The organism is Fictibacillus sp. EA-CB0309 (genome assembly GCF_055814265.1).
Genome location: NZ_CP169271.1, coordinates 1,770,085 through 1,792,531, shown reverse-complemented (window position 1 = coordinate 1,792,531; position 22,447 = coordinate 1,770,085). Strand labels below are relative to the sequence as shown.

23 protein-coding genes and 3 pseudogenes are annotated in these 22,447 nt (G+C 34.6%); 8 read left to right on the top strand and 18 right to left on the bottom strand.

The features are described 5' to 3' along the window. Positions 1-6: 6 nt before the first annotated feature. From bcd to ACEWFH_RS09945, 3 genes and pseudogenes are all read right to left on the bottom strand, one after another. Positions 7-1,106 (bottom strand): annotated as a pseudogene (gene bcd / locus ACEWFH_RS09955) (branched-chain amino acid dehydrogenase). A gap of 12 nt (positions 1,107-1,118) precedes the next feature. Then, entirely contained in the window at positions 1,119-2,030 is a 912-nt protein-coding gene (yqiS, locus tag ACEWFH_RS09950; RefSeq protein ID WP_473727040.1) for a phosphate butyryltransferase, read from the bottom strand. 128 nt (positions 2,031-2,158) lie between these two features. Then, positions 2,159-4,222 carry a sigma-54 interaction domain-containing protein gene (locus ACEWFH_RS09945; RefSeq protein WP_473727039.1) on the bottom strand — a complete coding sequence of 688 codons (2,064 nt, stop codon included), beginning with the start codon at positions 4,220-4,222 and terminating at the stop codon, positions 2,159-2,161. A gap of 153 nt (positions 4,223-4,375) precedes the next feature. Here ACEWFH_RS09945 and ACEWFH_RS09940 point away from each other — a divergent pair, with 153 nt between their 5' ends. After that, on the top strand, positions 4,376-4,612 hold the full coding sequence (locus ACEWFH_RS09940; protein ID WP_473727038.1) for a DUF2627 domain-containing protein: 237 nt from the start codon (positions 4,376-4,378) through the stop codon (positions 4,610-4,612). 184 nt (positions 4,613-4,796) lie between these two features. On the opposite strand, the pseudogene ACEWFH_RS09935 reads toward ACEWFH_RS09940, so the two are convergent. After that, positions 4,797-4,895, bottom strand: a pseudogene (locus ACEWFH_RS09935) (sporulation transcription factor Spo0A); the annotation flags it as partial. 142 nt (positions 4,896-5,037) lie between these two features. Then, positions 5,038-5,670, bottom strand: coding sequence for an NUMOD3 domain-containing DNA-binding protein (locus ACEWFH_RS09930; protein ID WP_473727037.1), 633 nt, complete (start codon positions 5,668-5,670; stop codon positions 5,038-5,040). A 133-nt stretch (positions 5,671-5,803) separates the two neighbouring features. Here ACEWFH_RS09930 and ACEWFH_RS09925 point away from each other — a divergent pair, with 133 nt between their 5' ends. Beyond that, positions 5,804-6,313, top strand: coding sequence for a hypothetical protein (locus ACEWFH_RS09925; RefSeq protein ID WP_473727036.1), 510 nt, complete (start codon positions 5,804-5,806; stop codon positions 6,311-6,313). Between the two features lie 63 nt (positions 6,314-6,376). Here the strand turns inward: ACEWFH_RS09925 and ACEWFH_RS09920 are convergent, their stop codons facing one another. The 8 genes and pseudogenes from ACEWFH_RS09920 to ACEWFH_RS09885 all read right to left on the bottom strand — a co-directional run bounded on the left by ACEWFH_RS09920 (position 6,377) and on the right by ACEWFH_RS09885 (position 16,386). After that, a complete protein-coding gene (locus ACEWFH_RS09920) occupies positions 6,377-6,664 on the bottom strand; it encodes a hypothetical protein (protein WP_473727035.1) in 288 nt (95 codons plus the stop codon). 159 nt (positions 6,665-6,823) lie between these two features. Next, positions 6,824-7,315, bottom strand: a complete 492-nt coding sequence (locus ACEWFH_RS09915) for an HNH endonuclease (protein ID WP_473727034.1) — start codon at positions 7,313-7,315, stop codon at positions 6,824-6,826. Positions 7,316-7,592: 277 nt separating this feature from the next. Beyond that, the gene (locus ACEWFH_RS09910; protein ID WP_473727033.1) at positions 7,593-8,231 is read right to left on the bottom strand and encodes a restriction endonuclease subunit S; all 639 of its coding nucleotides are present in this window, start codon (positions 8,229-8,231) and stop codon (positions 7,593-7,595) included. 38 nt (positions 8,232-8,269) lie between these two features. Continuing rightward, on the bottom strand, positions 8,270-8,896 hold the full coding sequence (locus ACEWFH_RS09905) for a restriction endonuclease subunit S (protein WP_473727032.1): 627 nt from the start codon (positions 8,894-8,896) through the stop codon (positions 8,270-8,272). 101 nt (positions 8,897-8,997) lie between these two features. After that, positions 8,998-10,426, bottom strand: a pseudogene (locus ACEWFH_RS09900) (class I SAM-dependent DNA methyltransferase). A 99-nt stretch (positions 10,427-10,525) separates the two neighbouring features. Beyond that, on the bottom strand, positions 10,526-13,729 hold the full coding sequence (gene hsdR, locus ACEWFH_RS09895) for a type I restriction-modification system endonuclease (protein WP_473727031.1): 3,204 nt from the start codon (positions 13,727-13,729) through the stop codon (positions 10,526-10,528). Between the two features lie 883 nt (positions 13,730-14,612). After that, complete coding sequence (locus tag ACEWFH_RS09890) at positions 14,613-16,232, bottom strand: DEAD/DEAH box helicase (RefSeq protein WP_473727030.1); 1,620 nt, start codon at positions 16,230-16,232, stop codon at positions 14,613-14,615. Continuing rightward, positions 16,225-16,386 carry a hypothetical protein gene (locus tag ACEWFH_RS09885; protein WP_473727029.1) on the bottom strand — a complete coding sequence of 54 codons (162 nt, stop codon included), beginning with the start codon at positions 16,384-16,386 and terminating at the stop codon, positions 16,225-16,227. The genes ACEWFH_RS09890 and ACEWFH_RS09885 overlap by 8 nt, the downstream gene beginning before the upstream one ends. Before the next feature lie 213 nt (positions 16,387-16,599). On the opposite strand from ACEWFH_RS09885, the gene ACEWFH_RS09880 reads away from it, so the two are divergent. From ACEWFH_RS09880 to ACEWFH_RS09870, 3 genes are all read left to right on the top strand, one after another. Beyond that, complete coding sequence (locus ACEWFH_RS09880) at positions 16,600-16,845, top strand: hypothetical protein (RefSeq protein WP_473727028.1); 246 nt, start codon at positions 16,600-16,602, stop codon at positions 16,843-16,845. After that, complete coding sequence (locus ACEWFH_RS09875; RefSeq protein WP_473727027.1) at positions 16,845-17,066, top strand: hypothetical protein; 222 nt, start codon at positions 16,845-16,847, stop codon at positions 17,064-17,066. The genes ACEWFH_RS09880 and ACEWFH_RS09875 overlap by 1 nt, the downstream gene beginning before the upstream one ends. A 259-nt stretch (positions 17,067-17,325) precedes the next feature. After that, complete coding sequence (locus tag ACEWFH_RS09870; protein WP_473727026.1) at positions 17,326-17,748, top strand: hypothetical protein; 423 nt, start codon at positions 17,326-17,328, stop codon at positions 17,746-17,748. Positions 17,749-17,788: 40 nt separating this feature from the next. Here ACEWFH_RS09870 and ACEWFH_RS09865 read toward each other — a convergent pair whose 3' ends face one another. From ACEWFH_RS09865 to ACEWFH_RS09855, 3 genes are read right to left on the bottom strand one after another with little or no spacing between them, the layout of a single operon-like run. Continuing rightward, entirely contained in the window at positions 17,789-18,259 is a 471-nt protein-coding gene (locus ACEWFH_RS09865; protein ID WP_473727025.1) for a hypothetical protein, read from the bottom strand. A gap of 19 nt (positions 18,260-18,278) precedes the next feature. After that, complete coding sequence (locus ACEWFH_RS09860) at positions 18,279-18,452, bottom strand: hypothetical protein (RefSeq protein WP_473727024.1); 174 nt, start codon at positions 18,450-18,452, stop codon at positions 18,279-18,281. Positions 18,453-18,469: 17 nt separating this feature from the next. Continuing rightward, positions 18,470-19,234 (bottom strand): hypothetical protein, encoded by a 765-nt coding sequence (locus ACEWFH_RS09855; RefSeq protein WP_473727023.1) that lies wholly within the window; start codon positions 19,232-19,234, stop codon positions 18,470-18,472. Between the two features lie 68 nt (positions 19,235-19,302). On the opposite strand from ACEWFH_RS09855, the gene ACEWFH_RS09850 reads away from it, so the two are divergent. The 3 genes from ACEWFH_RS09850 to ACEWFH_RS09840 all read left to right on the top strand — a co-directional run bounded on the left by ACEWFH_RS09850 (position 19,303) and on the right by ACEWFH_RS09840 (position 20,312). Then, positions 19,303-19,449, top strand: a complete 147-nt coding sequence (locus tag ACEWFH_RS09850; protein ID WP_473727022.1) for a hypothetical protein — start codon at positions 19,303-19,305, stop codon at positions 19,447-19,449. Between the two features lie 315 nt (positions 19,450-19,764). After that, positions 19,765-19,893 (top strand): hypothetical protein, encoded by a 129-nt coding sequence (locus ACEWFH_RS09845; RefSeq protein ID WP_473727021.1) that lies wholly within the window; start codon positions 19,765-19,767, stop codon positions 19,891-19,893. Between the two features lie 158 nt (positions 19,894-20,051). After that, the gene (locus ACEWFH_RS09840; RefSeq protein WP_473727020.1) at positions 20,052-20,312 is read left to right on the top strand and encodes a hypothetical protein; all 261 of its coding nucleotides are present in this window, start codon (positions 20,052-20,054) and stop codon (positions 20,310-20,312) included. 115 nt (positions 20,313-20,427) lie between these two features. On the opposite strand, the gene ACEWFH_RS09835 is transcribed toward ACEWFH_RS09840, so the two are convergent. After that, the gene (locus tag ACEWFH_RS09835; RefSeq protein WP_473727019.1) at positions 20,428-21,213 is read right to left on the bottom strand and encodes a hypothetical protein; all 786 of its coding nucleotides are present in this window, start codon (positions 21,211-21,213) and stop codon (positions 20,428-20,430) included. Between the two features lie 123 nt (positions 21,214-21,336). Then, on the bottom strand, positions 21,337-22,317 hold the full coding sequence (locus tag ACEWFH_RS09830; RefSeq protein WP_473727018.1) for a tyrosine-type recombinase/integrase: 981 nt from the start codon (positions 22,315-22,317) through the stop codon (positions 21,337-21,339). Positions 22,318-22,447 lie beyond the last annotated feature (130 nt).

Genomic DNA, 22,447 nt, shown 5'->3' with positions numbered 1-22,447 from the left:
GAACTCTTAGCGAGTACGGTTAGACAGGATGTGTCTTTCATTTAATAAGAACTGACTTCTAGACATTCTCATGCGCTCAATACGCTCTTCAGCAAGGCGATCTGCTGCAAGGTATGTTGGAATGTTATCTCGTTTTGAAATTTCAATAACACTAGCGATGTTGTCATAGATTGTTTCAACTTTCTTCATCGCACGGTCACGGTTATATCCGTTAAGCTCATCAGCCACGTTAATTACCCCACCAGCGTTAATTACATAGTCGGGAGCATAAACAATTCCCATTTCGTGAAGAGCATCTCCATGACGTGTTTCTTTTAGCTGGTTATTTGCAGCCCCTGCTACAACTTTCGCTTTAATTTTAGAAATCGTGTCGTCGTTAATAATCGCACCTAGAGCACATGGAGCAAAGATGTCACAATCCACACTGTAAATTTCGTCAATCTCTACTGCTTTCGCTCCAAAATCTTCAACTGCACGCTGAACAGCTTCTTTGTTAATATCGGTAACGATCAGTGATGCTCCTTCTTCGTGAAGGTGTTTACAAAGTGTGTAAGCTACATGACCAACACCTTGAACAGCAATCACTTTTCCTTCTAATGAATCTGTTCCAAACGCTTCCATAGCTGCTGCTTTCATACCGCGGTATACACCGTATGCTGTTACAGGAGATGGGTTGCCACTTGAACCAAACGCTGGAGATACACCCGTTACGAATGGAGTTTCTTGGTAGATAAGATCCATGTCTTCAACTGTTGTACCTACGTCTTCAGCTGTAATGTAGCGTCCGTTTAATCCTTGGATATAACGTCCGAACGCACGGAACATCTCTTCGTTCTTGTCTTTTTCGGATCACCGATAATAACTGTTTTACCTCCGCCAAGATTTAATCCAGCAGCTGCGTTCTTATAGGTCATTCCTCTTGCAAGTCTTAGAGCATCTTCAATTGCTGCATCTTCTGTTTCATACGTCCACATTCTTGTTCCGCCTAGTGCAGGTCCTAGTGTTGTATCGTGAATACAGATGATTGCTTTTAATCCTGATTGTTTATCTTGGCAGATCACCATTTGTTCATAATCGTAAGTTTCCATATATTTGAAAATTTCCATTTTGTTTTCCTCCTAAAGTTTATTATCAGTGATGACAGATTTTACAGCTAAGGCAATGGAATAATATTTACTTTCAGCAGAATCTGCTCTGGAAGTAAGAACAATCGGCGCTTTTGCACCGCAAATGACAGCTCCAACTTTTGCCCGAGCAAAATAGATCAGGGATTTATAGAGTACATTTCCAGTTTCGATAGTTGGAACTAAAAGTATGTCTGCATCTCCTGCAACTTTGCCTGTAATTCCTTTATGTGCTGCAGCTTCCTTAGAAATTGCATTATCAAGCGCTAACGGTCCTTCAACAATCCCACCCTTTATTTGCTCCCTAAGGCTCATAACGGTGAGGCTTGCTGCGTCCAGTGTCGCTTGCATCGCTGGATTAACATTTTCCACTGCTGCGAGTACAGCTGCCTTTGGTACTTCAACACCCGTTTGTGCAGCAAAATCAATCGCATTTTGCAGGATTTGCGCTTTTTGATTAAGGTCCGGTTCTATGTTCATAGCAGCGTCCGTAATGAAGATCAGTTTTTCAAATCCTTCAACTTCAAATGCTGCTACATGGGATAAAACCTTACCCGTTCGAAGGCCAATCTCTTTATTCAGAACAGCTTTCAAGAGCGCAGAGGTTGAAACAAGTCCCTTCATGAGAATATCTGCATCCCCATCATGAACAGCTCTTACTGCTTTTAAGGCAGCGGAGGCTGTGTCTGTTGGAACAACTTTTATTCCATTTAGAGATTCATCTGCATTTCTTTCTAGCCAGTCAGATATTTTTTCACCGTTTCCAAACAAAATAAAATGGGCTAAGCCCTCTTTATATGCTTTTAGTACGCTTTCCAAAACCTCTTGATCGCCAGCTTCTGCCACTGCGATGACTGGTTTCACTTGCTGTTTTTTGGCTTGGCTCACCAAGTTTTGCAAACGCATGCTATCCCCCCTTGTTTACCATGGATTAATTAATGCAATTTTCATGCCAACTTTTTTTAGATATTTTGATGGTTTATCAGCAAAATGTATGCATTTTTTGCACGCAATACGCAATTAATTGCATGAAATTATTTGCGTAGTTTTTCATCAAGACCATATTTTTCTAATTTATAATAAAAATTACGCAATGAGATACCTAGTGCCTTGGCAGTTTTTGTCTTGTTGCCATTAAATCTCTCTATAGCTTCTGTTAAAATGTTTTTTTCAAACTCATCGATTTGTTGAGCGAGGATTTTAGTTTCTTCTCCAGAAACGTAATTATCAACAGTAGATTCTGATTTCGCCCTCTTCTGCTCAAGAGACAATAGGGAGATGTGGCTCCTGTTGATCTGAGAATCCGTATGACTCATATGGATAATGGCCCTGCCTAACACGTTCTCAAGCTCCCTAACATTTCCCGGCCAATGATACGCTAGTAAGAATTCCTCTGCATCTTTGCTTATAAAATCAATGTTTCTTCCGTAATCTTGATTCAACTTCTGCAGAAGATGATTAGCAAGCAGTATAATATCATTGTTTCTCGCCCTGAGCGGTGGAATATAGATTGGCATTCTATTCAGCCTATAGTACAAATCCTGTCTGAATGTACCGTCGGCAATCATTTTTTCGAGATTAACATTCGTAGCAGCAATTACCCGAACATTGATCGGAATCGTTTTAGTGCCACCCACACGCCTGATTTCATTTTCTTGCAGAACACGCAATAGTTTAGCTTGAGTGTTTTGAGACAACTCACCGACTTCATCTAAAAAGATACTTCCGCCGTTTGCTTCCTCAAACAGTCCTCTTTTTCCGCCTCTTAGCGCACCAGAAAATGCTCCTTCTTCATAACCAAAAAGCTCACTTTCCAACAGAGATTCTGAAAGTGCTGCACAATTCACACGAACAAACTTGTTAAATTTTCTGCTGCTCGCATTATGTATCGCATGAGCAAAAAGTTCTTTTCCCGTACCTGATTCTCCTCGAAGCAATACAGTGGCGGGAGTTGAAGCTGCCAATTTTGCTTGATCCATTGCGAAATTCATTTCTTCTGATTTCCCAATAATATCTTCAAATGAATATTTTGCTTCCAGCGTCCGAATAATTTGTCTAGCCCTGTTCAGCTCTTCAGTAAGCCCCTTTATTTCAGAAACATCATGGATGACGCCAACACTGCCCTTTAGAAGACCGTCAACAATGACTGGAGCTACATTCACAATGACATCTTTCCTATTTGGTCCCACCCGCAAACGAGCGCCTCTAACCGGCTTCCTTGTTTTAAGGACTTGCATATGAATACTTTCACCTTCAGAGATATCAGTTGTAGCAGGCTTACCAATCACTTGTTCAGCCGTATAACCTGTAAGCTTTGTATACGCAGGATTGATCATAATCCCTTTTCCCTCTTCATCAACAACTGATATGGCTTCTTCTGAAGATTGAATGATGGATTTTAACATACTTTGTATACTTTTCAGATTCGTTACTTCCTCTGCAAGATCTACAATTTCAGTGATATCTTTAAATACGGCAAATGCTCCAAGTTTACGTCCTTCATGATTCATGAGGGGTGTTCTTGTCGTGAAAATTTTTGTTCCGTTTGCTAATATTTGCTCCTGGTTTACTTCTTCTATCCCTGAATCCATTACCCTCGGCAGTTGGCTGTTAGGCATCACTTCAAGAATCGACTTTCCTACAGCATCTTCCTTAGACAATCCTGTCATTTTTTCAGCACTTTTATTAAAGATCGTTATCATTAAATGTTGATCTATTACGATCATGCCATCATGCGTATTATCTAAAATACTCCTGAGCTGCTGCAGATGACCTAAATCTTTTACTGCTAGTTTTTTATCGTTTATAAGTGAAAGCAAAACTTGAAATTGAGTGACAGGTAATTGCCCAGCGGCTGGAAACTTGTCCTTATATAGAAGATTTGCACTTTCCTTACATGAATGAGAATAAATAATAAAATCTACACTTACTTCTGGTGCAGATGAATATGTAAAAACCGGGACATTCTCAAATAGGGATGACATCGGATGCAGCTGATCTTGCAGAATACCTACAAGTTCAAACACTTCAGATTGTTGTATTTGACTTATTATCTGAAGTCCTTCTTCCTGCTCGGTCACTAAGACTACCCTTTGCAACAATTATCCCTCCATTTCCGTCGAACTGTACTGCGTGCAATTTTTTTCACATATTTATCATACCTTAGCATGAAAGGGTTTGCAAACTTAAATGACATCGACAAGAATTTGAAGTTTATGTACAATAATAGATGTAAAGGAGTGGGGATCTTCATGAGCAGATATGCAGCATTGGTTATTGTTTTAATCCCTGGAATTATGGCCGTAATGGGCATAAAATGGATGAGAGACACTTTATTTGGGGTATTACAAACGCCATTCCCTGTTTTATGGCTACAATTTATCGCAGGGTTGTTTAGTTTTATTTTGGGATTAGCTTTTGTAGGAGGGTTCATCTTTTACAGAGATCGCAAAAGAAATAAAGTACAACTGAAATATAGAAAAAAATGACCAGATCCCTATAAGGAAGCTGGTTATTTTTATGTTGTATTTATTAAAATTGGTTGAAAACAAAAACACCTTCACGATTAAGTGAAGGTGCAACAATAGGAAATATCTGTTGCTTTCGTTAGGGTAGGAGTTTATAGATAAAGTGTGTCACTTCTTTAAAACCCAGAACCCTGTTGATAAGTACTTATGCCATAGCCTTATGTTCAATTCTTAATTTATCAGCGACCATTGCGATGAACTCTGAAGTGATTGGCACATTTTTCTCATTTTGTATAAATAAACCCCTATAAATAACGATTTAATAACCTTCAATTTTTAGCGAAAGTCCGTTGTTTATTGGTTTGCGTTTAATAATTTATTAAACTGTTTTCATTATATAATAAGGTGAAATTGCTTACAAGAATAAGATAAAGTTAAACCTACATTCATGTTCCTACATATTTTATTCTTAAACCATCCAGTTTTTCGTGTCGTTTGTAGTACGCTTTAAATGGTTCACCTGTAGAGATACACTTTTTTATAGTGGTTAAACCCATATCAAATTCCGATTTTAATAATTTTGCTAATTCGGTTCTAGAAGGTGCTATTATTCGTGTACCGTTTGGAAAAATGGCGACAATCGGTTTAGAACAACTGTGATCTGCTCCGAATTTTCCATATCTATGATTTCTTACCCCTGTTCTCGAGATACTTAATTTTTGTCTATGGGTTTGTGATAGCTTTTTCCCATACCAAGGAGCATTTTCTCCTCTTAAGTTATCACTCTGCTTCTGCTTTGACTCTGAGGCGTGTATTTTACCGATACTAGTATTTGCTTGGCATAGACCAATGCTTTTCAAATACGAAATTAAATCTTCTTCGTATTCATATGCTTCATCTTCATACTCAAAAAACTTAATTTTATCTACTTTTACTGATCCAATGTTATTGCCAACAAAGTCTTTCCACTTCTCACTTCTTTGTGCAAAATAGTAAGCCCTTCTCTCGGAGCCCTTCCCAACGTAAAACACTTCATCATTAATTGAATGAGTATAAACATAAAACTTTTTTCCATTCAATCACTCCTACTACTTTTTGCTGCTATTGTATTGAAATGATCTTAAAGTGTAATGCAAATATTTAATATCCGAACAGGCATTTCCTATCTAATGTAGAAATAATATTATTAATCTTTTAGAAAGGTGTGATTTAATGAAAAAACTTTTACAGGAGATGGATGATTTTAGTCTTATTGAGGTGTATGGATTTCTACTTGATGAGCTCAGGGAAAGAAAACTGATTAGAACAAACAATCTTGTTGGGGAATGGGGTGAACGGTTGGCGGTAAATTTCTTTAATGAAAACTCTGTATTACCAAATTTAGATCCTGTTAAAATCGGAGCAAAAAGTATAGATGCAGTTAACATTGACAAAGAACGCTACAGTATAAAGGCCACTACAACCAAGACTACTAGTGTATTTAATGGGTTGAATGATATTAGTTTGGACTTACCGCAAGAGAAAAAATTCGATTACGTAATAATAGTAATTTTGAATAAGAATTTGTCTTTAAAAGCAATATACGAACTCACTTGGGACAATTTCTTATTACTGAAAAAGTGGAATAGCTCAAAAAAGACCTGGTATTTATCCATTACAAATGAACTTAAAAGAAAAGCAAAATTACTTTACGATAGTGATCACAGCCTTGTTGTAATTTAACAATTTCATCCTCTGTATTTAAAGCCTAATTCCAAAATACATTTGAACTCCAATTACTAATAATTACTTAAAATCCTCTGGGTCAGCAGAACTTATTTCAAAAGATGAAAAACTACTATTTTCATTAATTATACCGAAGTCTTTCTTCGTTTTATCTGGGAACTCTGATAAATTAATTTCTCTTAAGAACCCATTTTCTATGTTAGATGTTACTAATGTCCATTTATTAGTTGACAGGAAACCATCAGAATAAGCTTTTATCCTATCTTCAATATGTTGTACTGACTTGCCTTTTATGTAATATTCTCTAACTCCATAATCATTAATGGTGTACAGGACACAATATTTCATTTTTCATTCCTCCTCGACTAAATATTCCATATTAATACAAATATTCCTTTAGAGTTTTTCTGTATTTCTATACTAATTTTGTTAGGTGAAATCAAATGTAACGTGAAAAATCAAAAAAATGACCACAAGCTCCTAAAACTCGTGGTCGAAGTGATTCATTTAGCAAACTTTCACCCATTGAAGGTTTTCTGCTCTATTGTCTTGAACATCTCCGTTAATATGAGCAACAACATAACCGTTTTCATCAGCCTCAAGGTTCCCCGAATTGTATTCAATCGTAGTCATCTCAGCAATATATCCTTGCTGACTTGTGTGTACTGGGTGAACTTCACCTTCAGCAACTTCTACATGCTTCCAATGTTTGTGTGACTTGCTTTTAGCATTTTCAAATATATCGTCCAATGTTTTTATAACTTCGTTATATTTCTTGTATGCTAATTCCTGTACGTTTTCAACATCATAAAAAATTACAAAATCAGCAGTAGTTCCTTCAATTGCAGACATTACAACAACAATGTCTTCATCTTCATTTAAAACCATATCAATGTAATCCCATGGATCGTCCATCATTTGATTAAGTACATCATTAGGAGTTAATCCGTCATACGGTCGAAAGACAATTAAGTTGTTATTGTTTTGGTTAAAATACATTTCTTTTTTCTTCCTGTGCCAACCTTGATAAATTCGATTCCTGCAAGTGTTAATTTTTTCATAATTAAAGTTCCTCCAAATTGTTTTGTTTTTGTTGTGTATCATGAGACTATTGTATTGATTAAATTTGATATGTAAGGTTTCGCAGATAAAAAAATAGTGTGCAATCCATTTTCGGAAGCACACCATAGATACAATAAAAACTTATTCAATTTAAGGATAGTATTATTATATTGTTTATCTATAATTTGTAAGGTTACTTGGTGAAATCCTTATTTTACTTGTTGTTGAAGAATTTTTTTAGTAGTTCGATTGCACTTTCTTCAGTTGGATTATTTGTGCCAAGTTCACCTCGAAATGCTTTAGAAAGAATAGATTGTTTAATAATTTCTAATTGCATGTATAATGACTCCGTAATTTCCTTTTCAATATCTAGCTTATTTAGAACATTTTTTATTCTCTTAACTATTCTCTTTTGTTCTTCTAAAGGAGGTAACGGAAAAGGGAATGCCTTAATAATTGTCTGTGAAATATTCGGTTGTGCTCCTCCTTTGCCTTTATCAATTAACCTTTGCCTTTGTGAAAAGAAATAGTAAAACATGAACTCAGTATTGGTTAGTTCGGAAGGCACTCCGATTGCACATGCTTGGTTAGTTGCTGCATCTATACCCAAAATCCCTGTTCTCCCAATTGTAGCTCCATACATGGCAATAGCAACTGAACCTTTTGGAAAAAGTTTTGCACTTGAATTCTTTAATGCATCTTCTGTAATTTTCTCTTCTGAATCGTAAATAATCTTATCTCTTAACTCACCTGTTTTTAACCAAGGTATATTTCCTTGATAATACTCCTGTTTTTTTCGAGATGGAGTTCCTCCTGATCCCCACTTCGCTATAGTTTCTGCCTTTACCCACATCCAGTTTTCAGGAACTTTGAAAAGATTTTCTCCCTTTTCTATATTTTGAATTTTTTTGGTGCATTAAGTAGTATTTCATCTGGATCATTTGTACCTAACTCTCCACGAAATGCTTTATTTAATATAGCCGAACGGCGAAGCTCAAATGTGTCTTCCGCTTCTTCTATTAACTGTTTCGCTTCATAAATTTTATTTAGCAGCCTCTCTACTATTTCAGCGATACGTTTTTGTTCAGATAAAGGCGGAAGAGGAAACACTAATTTTCCGAACCTACTCTTGTTAATTATTGGTAGAGTAGTCGAAGAAGAGTTCTCTTTAATACTATTTTGAAAAAAGGGTGAAATCACACCAAAGTAGATAAATTCAGGTACTACCAAATTATTATTCGGAACAATAGTATTGATTTGTTGATTGGTCCCAGCAACCTGTCTTCTTGAAAATCCCGTTTTACCAATTGTAGCTCCAATACATGTAACCATAATACTCTTCTCTGGTATCTTTCGAATTTTACGGAAGCCCTCCTCAGATAAATTATCTACTGCATCTACCACATAATATCCTTGATTTAAGTCTGTTGGTTTAAATAAAGGGAATTCATGACCATAATATTCTTTGTTACTCTTACTGGGAGTTGAACCGGTCACGACATCTCCTAATACATCCACGGTTGTCCATGTCCAATTGCTCGGTAAACGAAAAGGTTGCTTTTTCCTGCAAACAATTCTTCGTCTTTCAATTCAACAACTAAGTTATTTTTTTATTTTACTCATTTATTAATCACCTTGTCTTTTTCCACTTCTCGAAGCTCCTCAACAACTTCTTTTAACAACTCCATAGCCTGTTGAAGCTTAGACATCGCATCTTCAACTGAATCAATAGGATCAGGTAAGTTGTCATATGAAGTTAACGCTTCGTCAGCAATTAAACCTATATCTAGACTGTCATTTTTCTTTGCAATGTTTTCTCGTTTAAACTTGTTCCATCTTTCATCTTCAATCTTGGAACGATCTTCTGCAACGTACGCTTTCATAAAGTTCTCAAAATGTGCCATCGTTAGTTGATTTCGCTTACCAAATGAATCCATGTTTGTACGAAGATCATAAACCCAAACATCTTTTGTATTATCTTGATCTGTTTTACCTCTTGTAAAGAACAATACATTTGTTTTTACACCTGGAGCGTAAAAGATTCCTGTGGGTAGACGTAGGATTGTGTGTAGGTTACATTTGTTCATTAAATCACGACGTATTTGAGCACCTACTCCACTTTCAAAAAGTACATTATCAGGTAAAACAACAGCTGCCCTAGCATTTCCATCGTCTTTTAATGCGTTATAAATTAACTGCAAGAAATTTAACTGTTTATTTGAAGTTTGAAATGTTAAGTCATCACGTGATACACGTTCTCCACCTTTTTTGTACCGAACGGAGGATTTGTTAATATAACATCAAAATTTTTCATCCACTTACCGTTACTAGATAAAGAATCACCATGCTCTAAGCGACCTTCCATGTTGTGAAGCAAGGCATTCATTAATGCTAAACGGTGAGTACCATGTACAAGTTCCATTCCTGTAAATGCTTCCTTCTTTTGAAACTCTACTTCTTTAGGGTCTAAATCAAAATAATCATCTGTCTTACTTTTTAAATATTGGTCAGCTGCGATCATAAATCCAAAGGTTCCAGCTGCTGGATCATTACACCTTTCTCCTACTTTTGGATCTACAAGTTGTACAATAAGGTCAATTAATACACGAGGAGTAAAATATTGACCTGCACCTGATTTAGTTTCACTTGCGTTTTTTCTAATAATCCTTCATAAAGATTTCCTAAACCTTCTTCTTTGGCATTATACCAATCAAGGGCATTAAGTGATTTTATTATTTTTTCCAGATTTTTAGGTTCATCTATACTTGTAGAGGAGTCTTTATATATTTGACTCAACTTTTCATTATCACTATTACCTAATTCAAGTAACAAACGCTGATAGAATTTTTTTAATTCAATTCCTTCTCGTTCTAATAAATTATCCCATCTATATTCCTCTGGTAGAACATCTTCGGTTTCTTGCTCTTTCATCATTTTTAAAAATAACAAATACGTCAATTCTGTTACATATTCTTGGTATGTAATTCCATCGTCCCATAATACATTACATAAATTCCATAGTTTCTGAACGATATCTTGGTTGTTCATTGTTTTTCCTCCATATATATGCTTCAAATTATAGTACTTACTACTACAAAACAACCTAACTATTATAACGTAAAAGTGCCCCTTTAAAGAGGCACAATTTTAACTAATATATAAATTATCATTTATAGTAGTAACTACTTTATCAATGTAATCACCAAATTCTCGCTTTAACATTTTGTATCCGCCTCGACTTACGAACGGTTCATCTGAAAACGCATCTTGAGGTGTGGGTGCTAATACAGGTACTTGAATTAACTGTTTTTCAATTCGCTCTAACCATTTTTTCTGTCTAGGAGTCCAATCATTTAATGAGTATACTTGTTGCATTGCGTTTTTTATGCGAGTGTCGTGATCCACAAGCGCTTCACCTAATGCCGCTTGTCGGATAAAACTTATTATGTTTGCTGCTATATCCTGATTTCTTGTTTGCTTCCATGCAGTCTGTAAATGAGACTGCTTGAATCCTTTAGTTTCTAATATTGTAATAAGTTCACGAAGATCTTGTCTTGTTAAATCTTTAGGTCGAGTACACACAAGTTGAAGAGCAGGAATTTCATTCATGTTTTCCTTAATGAATTTCACAAATCCATCTAAATAATCTTCAGGTCGACTATTCCCTTCGCCATAACCTCGAACCACATCTGTTACTTCATCTTCTTTATTAGAAATAAAGCGCTTTTCACCTTTTGGACGAAATGTTTCTACAAACTCAAATAAGAGTGAGTCATTTTTCGCTTTTTGAGAATTATATGACTGCACTTCTTTCACCCAATCATCTAATTTTTTGCCATTAGATAACTCTTCAAATTTTTGTATTCCTTCTTCATTGAACTTTTGTTTTCTACGTTGAAGTTTTGCTACTAATTGCTCTCGGTAATAAGCTTCTTCTTCTTCTGAAGTAGCATTCGAAAGGGATTCATGAAGTTGACCAATAGTATGGTTTTGTTGTTTAACTACAGGTTTCATTTCTGTATAGCTTTGCAACTTATCATAAATACCAACAGCGTCATAAATATTAAAATGAGTCTTCCCAATTTCAGGACATAAACGGGTAGCACGTCCTAACATTTGATCATATAAGATACGTGATTGTATACGTCTTAAGAAAACTAAGTTTGTAATTGCTGGTACATCAATACCTGTAGTTAATAAATCCACAGTCACAACTATATTGGGTAGACGTTCGTTTTTGAATCTTTTAATCATTTCTATAGGTTTATAGATGTAACCAGTAATCTTAACAATGGCATCATCTTCTACCTCGTCACCACGTTCTTTAAATGCTTCTTTAAGTAATCGAACAATTAAATCAGCATGTTGGTCAGTAGCTGCAAATATAAGAGTTTTTTCTTTACTGGATGGATCAATATAGTCTGTAAGTTTGTCCAATACCGCTCTATTAAAGGGTTCTGTTATCACTTTTTTATTAAACTGTTCGACCTCAAATTTTACGGTATCTTCCATCTTTTCTAATTGGATTTCTCCACTGTCAACATCAAATACCTCAACCTCTTCATCTTTATCAAAACTAATACCCGCTTGGGATAATTCAGTCTTAAATAAGTAAGGTGGTTCATGGTCAACAAGAAAACCATCTAAAACAGCTTCACTATAAGAATATTTGTAGATTGGCATTCCAAAAATTTCAGTTGTATGAAGTGCTGGCGTTGCTGTAAGTCCTAAACAAGCTGCATCGAAGTAATCAATAACTCGTCTATACTGACTTATATAATCATTTTGATCTTGAAAGGTTAACTCCTCTTCAGACATTTCTCTATCGCTTGTATAACCTCTGTGTGCTTCATCAACAATGATAAAGTCATACTGACCTATACTAGGCATTTTTTCACTATCACTGTAAAATAGTCTCCGAACCATTCCTTGTACAGTAGCAATCTGTACTTTTGTTTCAACATCTGGTGTCATATCTTCAAGTGTTTTCACATCATAGATATCCGAGAATGAGTATCCTTCAATTTTGGTATCTTTAAGGGCATCTTCAGTTTGCTTGCCTAAAGAGTTTCGATCAACTAGAAACAATATACGCCGACACTTCTTTGTCTTAATTAAACGATACATTAGTGCAATAGCAGTCCGAGTTTTACCTGTTCCTGTTGCCATAGCAACCAACATTTTTCTTTGTCCTTCTTTTAAGGCTGCTTCAGCAGAAAGAACTGCTTTTTGTTGATATTGTCGTAGACCGAACTTTTTAATGTCCTCTTCTTCAAGCCGTTTGTTCGCATCTGCATCATCTTGACTCAGAAGAAGTTGTAAATCAGCAGGAGAATGCCATCCTTCTAATGGGCGAGCATGTTCTAATGGTTTACGAGAGTCCCAAAACCATATACCTGACTCTTCTTGTAATTGTTTGAGGTATGGCCTACCGTTTGTTGCATATAAGAAAGGAACTTTATAATTACCTGTTGTAGGAGTGATCTCTTCTTTTCCATGCTGAATGATATTCTTTGCATACGTTTTGGTTTGACTCTCTAGGATACCAGGAATGTTCTTTCTTTGCGCTTTAGCCTCAATAATTCCCACTAATTGAAGACCTACGAAAAGTGCATAGTCCACTCTGCCACCATTTACTTTCCATTCTGCAATTGCCATGTTTCTGTTTTTTTCAGGAGTTGTCCTTTTGGTTTGTTGGTTTAAATTATTTGTGTCTGCTTCCCAACCTGCAGTACGAAGTTTTTGATCAATTATTGCTCTTGTTTCAGCTTCAGATAACTGTTGTCTACGCATGAAGTTTTTAGAAATTTTCTTCCGTTCGATCTTAACTTCATCTTTTTCAGCTTCTGCCTTTTGGCGAGCTAACTCTAATTCCTCTTCAAGTTCCTTTACTTTATCTTCATATTCCTGTTGAAGTTTTTCAACATCAACTTTCGTGTCCTCATTAGGCTCTATGTACTCAGATGCTTCAAAGTCCCAATCTCCGTAAACTTCCATAAACCAAGTTGATAGACGAAAAGTTAATTTAATGAGAGCTTTTGCTTCTTCAGTTTTTCCATATGCTTCATGAGATGCTAAATTACCTTTCTGACGAAGAGCTTCAAAAATATCAATTAACTCAGGCTCAACTAATCCTTCACGACGTAAAGTATTAATTCTATCAACTTGTCTTGTATCATAAGTTTCTTTAATATTTTCAGAAGCTAATATGATTTTAGTTATGGTCTCACCAAAAAGACGCAGTTTCATTAAGGTTGTATGTGGATCTTGATATACATTATTTTCTGCAGTTTCGCCTAGGTTTGCTAACACGTCCCATTTCCCACGGAAAAATGAAAAGTTACTCCCCATAGTTATCACCGTTTCTATTAGATTTCGTATGTCAATTATACTATATTTTTACAAACATATATGGTTTTAGTGTGTTTTTCATTTAAATAGAAGGATAATAATACAGACCACTTAATCATGTCAAAATGATAGGTGGTTTTTTTCCTGGAGGGTAACAAAAGGACTGAGGGTGGTCTTCTCTGGAAAATTCATTTTCCTTAACTAAAATTTTTCAACAAATAGCCCCCTCTAGGTCAAATGGAAAAATAGGTAGGGAACAAGAGGACTGAGGGGTGGGAAATACAAAAAATATTTTTCCCCATAACTGAGATTTTTCAAAAATGCCGCATATTAAACAAAACATAGTCCAATAATTCCGCACCATGCTTGAGTTTCTTTGAATTTCCACATCAATAATCTACGGATTTCGAAGTAAAAACACTCAAAAAACGAATAGAAAATATGTGTTTTTTTATGTTTTTAATACATTTTTAACAGTTTTTAAATGTGTATATACCCTATTTCCAATTTCTAACTGCTGGGATTTAATATTTTTTGTATTTCCCAGGAACTGGTCCTTTCCTCTTTGACCAGGAAAAAAATGAGTAGATAGTTTTTGATCTTTAGATTAACGTTAGTACTCAAATTGTACTAACGTTAATTTAATATTTTTATTTTATTTATACTAGGTGGGCATAGTCCCACCAGACCTTGTTGACGAAAAAGCAAAAAGCGCTTTTTCATCAACTACTCCGCTAGCGCTTCGTATTATCATTGTTTTGCCTTCGGCTGATTTGTACCACATACTGTGATTACTATAAGAATTAGCAATTTTTTAGGAAGTGGTACAATCTTTCATGATGTACCACATGCTATGTTAATGAATAAGAAAATACCACTTCATTTACGAAGTGGTACAATAAATCATCTTATACTTCTTGATAACAATGCCTTCTTTGTTTCTTTCCGAACTACGATTACCTACATTAAAACCATATGGTTTCAAGATGGTATTTAATTGTTTCAGTTTAGTCACTGGCTTCTCAAAATTCAAATTGTATTTTTCACGAAGCTGCATGATCTTACGACATACTGATGAAACATCAATTCCATTTTCATGAGGATTCGCATATATTGTTCTTCCGACAATGTCATTTACAAATTCCATAAGGTCTTGATTGAACTGTTCTTCCTTACATACAAAACCTTTATCATTCATAATATAAAATTTTGTGTCAGGAAAATATGGTCTGAAAGTGGTTTCAAGTGATTCAAATTGTTCTGAAGATATTTCGCCATCTACACAATATAATTTATATGCGTCATTCAACTTAATTTCCAAGTTATGATATAACGGCATATTAATTTGATAGTCAGCTACGTAATTGATCACTTTATGAACTTCTACGAACTCATGCTTCCCATATTTTTCATTTTGTTCATGATACATTCCCAACAACATTTCACGTTTCACAACTTCACTATTTTCTGCTCGATATGCTGTTAAGAATTTCTCAAACTCATCGAATAAAAGCTTATCTTGAGCAAAAAACTTACTTTGCGATAGTACAACTACAACATCATTCACACCTTGACGTAAGCGCCCGACAGCTTGAACAATGCTATCTACAGAAGGCTGTTTTATGATTGCATAATCACATTTTGTCTGTAATTCCATTCCTTCAGTATAAGCTCCATTGACAATCAAAAAACGAACATCTTCTGGGAATTGCTCGGTTTTAATTACTTTGTCCGCTGTTTCAATCATTTCATCATTTGCCTTGTCATGATAACGACTGAAAATCGCATATGCAGAACCAGGTAATCGCTCATTCAATTCTTTTTCCAACTTCAAGGCATCTGTTACCGTTTGGACAGCAATGAAAATTTTGTTGTCGCCTCGTGAAAAGAACTTAACGTGACTTAACAAATCGGTTTCAGTTGTAAAATAAATGTTTCCTACTTTTACATTTGATTTCACACCGAGAACTTCCTTAAAAGGCTTCTTACTATGTTTATATGTTAATAGTGCCTTTGGAGTTGCTGTTAAAAACAATGCTTGAATATTGTTATCTTCTATCCATTTCAAAAAGAACGATCCATGTTTTGCATAACTTTCCGCAGTAATCATTTGGTGTGCTTCATCAAATACTATGTACTTAATTTGTTGTGGAATTTTAGCATTTTCACGACCAAGAATCGCATTCTTTAGAGCATGATATGTACAAACGGAAACATTGTCTAATGTAAAAAAACCCGTTCTCAATAGTTCATTTTGACTCTTCTTAACTACTTCTCCTTTGGCAACCAATTGATTAACGATAGAAGTCAATGGAGCTGCTAGCAGGATTTCACCTGGGTCACATTCCAATAGTTTTGATAACGAACGACAAACAAATGTTGACTTCCCCGTTCCTACACCGCCAGCAATGATTGAGTTGTATTTCTCATTAAATAAGTCAGCTTTTGTTTTTCCGCTTTCTTCAATGAGGTTTGTGATATATTGCTTTTTTGTCTCAATCATTTTGTTTTCCACTTACAAGACCTTTTTTAATTAACTTTTCTGCTGCACGTGAAACTGTTATATCTTGAATTTCTGCATATTTTTCCAATGCCAGCATTATTTCTTTCGTAATTCTTGCAGACAACTTTTCTGAACGTCTTTGTTTAGTTTTCATTTTATATCCTCCTAAAAATCGCTTATATAACGTATATACATACCAACAATAAAAGTAAGGACATTGTCGGACATTTTTTGTTATTAACTCCGCTATTGTATTGTTCTTTTCAGGAGTGTAAAGCAGTTCCGAAAAATTTTTTGAACAAATTTGCCGGCAAAATTCGCACGTTGTACACTTGAATAAATAGGGATTTAAAGGAGGATTTAACAAATGGAACGAGAGCTAATACCTGCTGCTATTGAAATGTTGAAGGAATGTATCTCCAAAAATGAGGAAGGTCCTTTTTGTAAGTACCGAGTGATTAACAGTTTTGTTGAGGATTTTAATATGTTGGAAGAGACTGAAACGATGGCATTTGAAATCAAGATGCAAAATGCTGAAGAACTACTTAAAACTTTAAAATGGTTTGATTATAATTCTGTACAGAAGATTGAACAGTGCTTGGAGTACGTTTAATGGGTATTAAAATGATTTACAAAAAAACACTCGCTGTAGACCTTATTAAAGCCGGCCACGACCTTGAGTACACGACAAGAAACAGAGCAAATAAGAAGTATCAATGTTTTGCGTTCATTGATACACCAGAACTCAGGAAGGACTTAGCAAAGCTAACGGGTAACAGTTATGATGAAACGATTATTGGCAATACAATTAGGAAAACAGGAGAAAAACTGTAGATGTCGAAAAGCAAAGGAAACAACTTGAAGAGTTTACAAAAAATAAAAAACGAAAGGCATGATTCATGATCTTGCGAGTTTGAGTGGAAAGCCAATTAAAATTAGCAGACGTTCCGATTAATGGAGCGTCTTTTATTTTGCCTATTTAATGAAGAAAAAAGATTATTAAACTTTTTTCTCCTATTTACCTGACATTTCATTTGAACACAATACAATTCAGGTGTAATCAAAAACAAAAACAATTTGGAGGATTATTATTATGAAAACTCAAGCATTACCAAACACAATGGAAGAAGTTGTTAAGAATTTACTGGAAGCAGATTTTGACGAATCAATTCTTAAAGATGAATCTTTACATGTCGCTGTTGAAAGCATGATTTATAACAAATCATCATTGCTGGAAGAAATCGAAGAAGGAATTATCACCGATTTAACTAAAGCTCAAAAATTCTTAGAACTAATTGATTTGATATTTTCATGGGCAACCGACCCAGAATACAATATGTACGAAACTGAACACCGACTTTACTTCAATGAAGGCGTAATTGAAATTGACAGTATTTCTGAAGAATGTGGTAGCGATCATACTCTTGATTATAAAAACGGTCAATTGCTACTTAATAATGAACCATTTGGTGACTCAATCTTACACATGTTAAATTACATAGAAAGTTGCTTATAATAAAAATAACCACAGCCGAAAACGGTTGTGGTTATTTTTATTATACTATATTTTTTCTTGATTCACGATACTCTTGAAATTTTTGTTGAATTGTATCTATTATTTTCAAGTAGCTGTCGCTAAGATTTTTTCTGTCACTTGAGTTTGCTTCTTCTTCATGTAGCTGTTTTGTATAAATTTCTTCGATGTTATTTACTTCTTTGGCTACTTCTTCATCTAATAAATGATAAATATCAAATATAATTGGTTTGGCATATTCGTTATATACTTTTTGATTCAGCATTCCACCTTTATGCCTGTCAAAATCATGTATGCGGTATATGCTATCATTTTGCAATAATTTGTTATACGCTTTGAATTTCTCAGACTCACCTTTATAATAATTATCAATTTTAAGCTTTTCCCTGTCCCAATTTTGCTGTCTCTTAACCATGCTCCGTTGTATAAAAAAGGTTATAAGTCCACCAACAAGTACACCGACAAGAGGCAATATCATTACAAATTTGTCCATATGTTTCCCTCCCCGCAATTTACTTTTTACTTAATTCTTCAATTAATGGCGCTCTCATTTCTCGTAACTCTTTGATTCGATCAGCTTCTTCAGCTTTATCCTTTTCATAAGGGAACAATGTAACCCATGCAGTAAAAAAGATTATACCCCAGAGCAACGCTACAGCTACGAACAATTTGATTAATTTACGCATGAGTGACCACTTCCCTTTTATTTTGTAGCTTTTTCATTTTCCGTATATTTAAGATTTATTTCTAATCGCCCTTGTTGAATTGTTCCTAAATCAATTGTTATGTCTTTGATATTGCCTACATTAATTGATAAATCTTTATCAGACTTTTCCCTTATAACAATTCGATATTCTCTTTGAAAATCAAAGAATTTCCTTTTATACAAAAGAGATTTATAGGGCTTCTTATGAAAATCTTCACGTGGCAATGGATGTGCATCTAATTCATCATCATAATATTTAACATAATCACGTATGAAATTTAACTTTTTCTTTTTAAGAACGTCATCTATCCGTTTAATGAATTCTGATGGTTCTGTAAATAAAATCATATTCCTTCCAGCAAATTGTTCTGATAATTTCTGTGCAAGTTGAGGTTCTATGATTATTTTATTTTCGTTCTCTAAAGTTAATAAATCTCCATTTTTAAACGAAAGCACAACAAAACAGCAAATTGGATAATCTTTCAAATCATCGTATGTTTGTCGGAAAACTCCTTTTTCAAAATCCAGTTTGATCTCTTCTCCGTTTTCCATGGTAATGTACATTTCTTCGGTTTGAGGATTTAAAACTTTACTCCACACGCCTTCTCGCTTATCACCAATGCCTACGTCAATTTGTTGCTCTTCCAAATTTATAAAATGACGATTTCTTGAAAAATAAATTTCTCCTTTGAGCAGATTTTCTGTAAATTGAGGTTCTACAAATTTAAGCAACAATTCAAAATCATCAAGTTGATTATTCATTCGAACACCCATTTCCTTTTTATGTAATTATATCATTTTCCAATATTAAAAAAGGAGTTATTTATTAAATGTCAAAAGTTAGACTTGGAGGTGATAAAGTGAGTGATCTCAACCAATTGTTTTCTCAACTCATGAAACGTGAAGAAATCCTTGCTAAAGTTAAAAAGAAACAGCGACCAAAATTGATTGTGATTGATACGAAGAAAAAGAAATAAAAATATTAAAAAATTCTTAACGCATTTGCCGGTGGTAAATTGCGTTTTTTTATTTAGTGTACTTGACCTTTAAACCCCATATAACCGTAAAATACCACATGCGGCAAATTGCTGTGAGTTACATATACCGTCTCTATTTAACGTTCATAAAAAACGAACATTAACACGTTTTAACATTATTATAATTCGTGTTTTAACTAGACAACTTTAAATCATCTTGCTATATTGAATTAGCCGACATAAGGCATTACAAAAAACCAATTACATAAGCCACCGATTGCTAATAGTAAAATTCAAAAAAAGGTGGAATTGATTATGACAACTGCAACAAACTCAACAGATTGGAAAACATTGTGGCAAGAACATTACAATGAGGAACTTGAAATTTTACTCAATGATGATGAAATTGACGCAACCATGAAAAAAATGGCATTACATTTTTAAATTCTGTTGATAAAAAAATAGACACAGTTTTACACGATTTGAAAGCTTTCAGATATCTTTTTGATACAATGCACGTTCAAGATATTATGGTTAAAGGTATAGAAAATCTTATAAGTAATGAGTATTCATTTCAAAAAGAAATTTATGGAGAAAATAATTTGGGCATTATCCGCAAGCTAGATGAATACAGCCAAATAAACTTCGATCCATTTGTCCTTAAAGATGAAATGTTAGTAGAATTTGAAAGCGCTGAAAATCGTTTTTACTTCACAATCCGCATTTATGAAGACGAGTCAGACAGAATAGATTTTAACCTCGATTATTCAAAACCGAGAGATATAACAATAATAGATGAATTTCAAAATCTTTTAAAGAACTGTTCATCAAAACAAATTTCAGAGGATGAATTGAATCAATAACATTCTCCACTCACCAGTCAATCATGGCTGGTGTTTTCTTTTGTTCCACGAGTATTGCCTACCCAACACGAACTAAACGCAAAGCTGACGGAATACTGACGTTGAATGTTAATATTCAATTATTCAACCAATCAAATGTGACGAATTTATTCCTTAAGCTGTATGTAATACCTTCATCTTCTGACTCCAAATAATTATAAAAATCATAAACGCTGCTAGTGTTCTTTTTACTTTCAATATGTTCCATCACATTTTTAATTGTTCCACGCAAATACGCTTTAAAATTACTGATTCCTTTTTTATGTTCTACTTGAGCTAGGATTTTTTTAAACAGCGTTTTGTTGATTCCTTGTTTTTTTGCATTAATATATTCTTCATAAATTGTTTCCGAATGGTCAACATCTTGTTTAACAATCATATTAGTTTCTTTATCTTTACTTGTATTTTTAATGAATACCAAATTATAAATCTTAGAAGATAAATTAGAAGGAACTTCAGCCACCTGTGTACTGTCGTTGTCAGTATTGACTGGCTCCGTTTGTTCACCGTTTGACGTTTCCGTTTGACGTTCTACCTCCTTATTACTAAGTAGGTCAATTTCTTGAGGTGAAAATTCAAAAACAAGAGCCGCAAAATTTTCCTTACAGTTGCGATTCTGATAGATAGAAATAATATCGCTACATTTATCTTTTAATTTTCTCAACGCTCTAGAAATGGTGGAAGGGTTCACTCCTGCTTTTGTTGCAAGTGTAGAATTTTTCTGTGATACCCTAAATGCACCAGATTTCACAGCTTGACGAGAAATCGCCTCGATAATGATAAACATAGTCGAACCTTTTTTAACCTGTAGACGTGATAGCATTTGTTTCTGAAGGTGATTGATTTCAGTTTTAATATCCATGTATAACTCTCCTCTTTTGTCGCCAAAAGGAAAACATGCTAAAATAAACATACCAATCCTTTTGGGTTGTGTGTGTTAAACGAACAGCAGGGTTGCCGCCCTATGACCTGTTCGTTTTTTATTTTATCTGACTCTCCACTTCGCTAATGGCGAATGTTCATGATACTTCCTTGCGATCTCTTCACGAGTTAAATCCATGTACGCTTGTTCCGTTACTTGAACTGAAGAATGTCCCAATATTTTTGAAAGCGTAAATATATCGCCACCATTCAATAAATATTGTCGTGCAAAATTGTTTCTCAACTGATGCGGGTGTACTGAAACACCAGCCCTATCTCCAGTTTGTTTCAATTGCTTCTCAAATGATGGTACGGACATTTGTGTGCCACGTGTCGTTGGGAATAGTAACAATGAATCCGTATACCTGTCTTTAAACTGAATGTAATGTTTTAATTCACGAGCCAGTTGCTGTGAGAAATACACATAACGTTCTTGTCTGGCTTTTGTATGTTTCATCAATATCATACGATGTTTAAAATCAATATCATCATTCTCAATAGCTAAGGTTTCACCTATTCTTGTCCCTGTGTCTTGAAGCAACATAACGAGAACTTTATTTCGGTAACCATGATATTTGGTGTAATCGAAAGCGTCTAACAACTTTTGAAATTCTTGCTTCGTAATCCCACTTTTCTGTTTTCGCTCCGTTTTTATTGCTGTTATCCCATCAACTGGATTCTTTCTAATTTCTCCTTCGTCATGCAGCCAATTGAAGAATACTTTAATATTCCGAATATAATTGTTGATTGTGACGTTGCTAACGGTCTTACTGAAATCTTTTCTGTTGTGTGGGTGATTTATGTTGATTGATTCTTTTCGATTAACTACGGTGTATTTGCCACGTTCCTGCACATAAGCAATGTATTGTCTAATATGTCCTGTTTTAACACGATTGATCTCTTCCAATTCTTGCTCATTCTTCAGCCACAATAGAAAAAGTTTTAATGTTTGTTCATATGATGAAAGAGTTTTTTTCGATAAATTTTTGCTTTGGCAGAAAATTAAAAAGTCGTTTAAGTACCATTCAGTTTCAGACAGCTTCATAATTTCACTCCTCTTTTCAAACGCAAAAAGCCCAACGAATTATAAAAATTCATTGGACTTCCGTTAAAAAATTTATTGGCTTAAAATCATGTTTATTGGCTTTCATTAATTACAGAATGAGTGGGTAAGT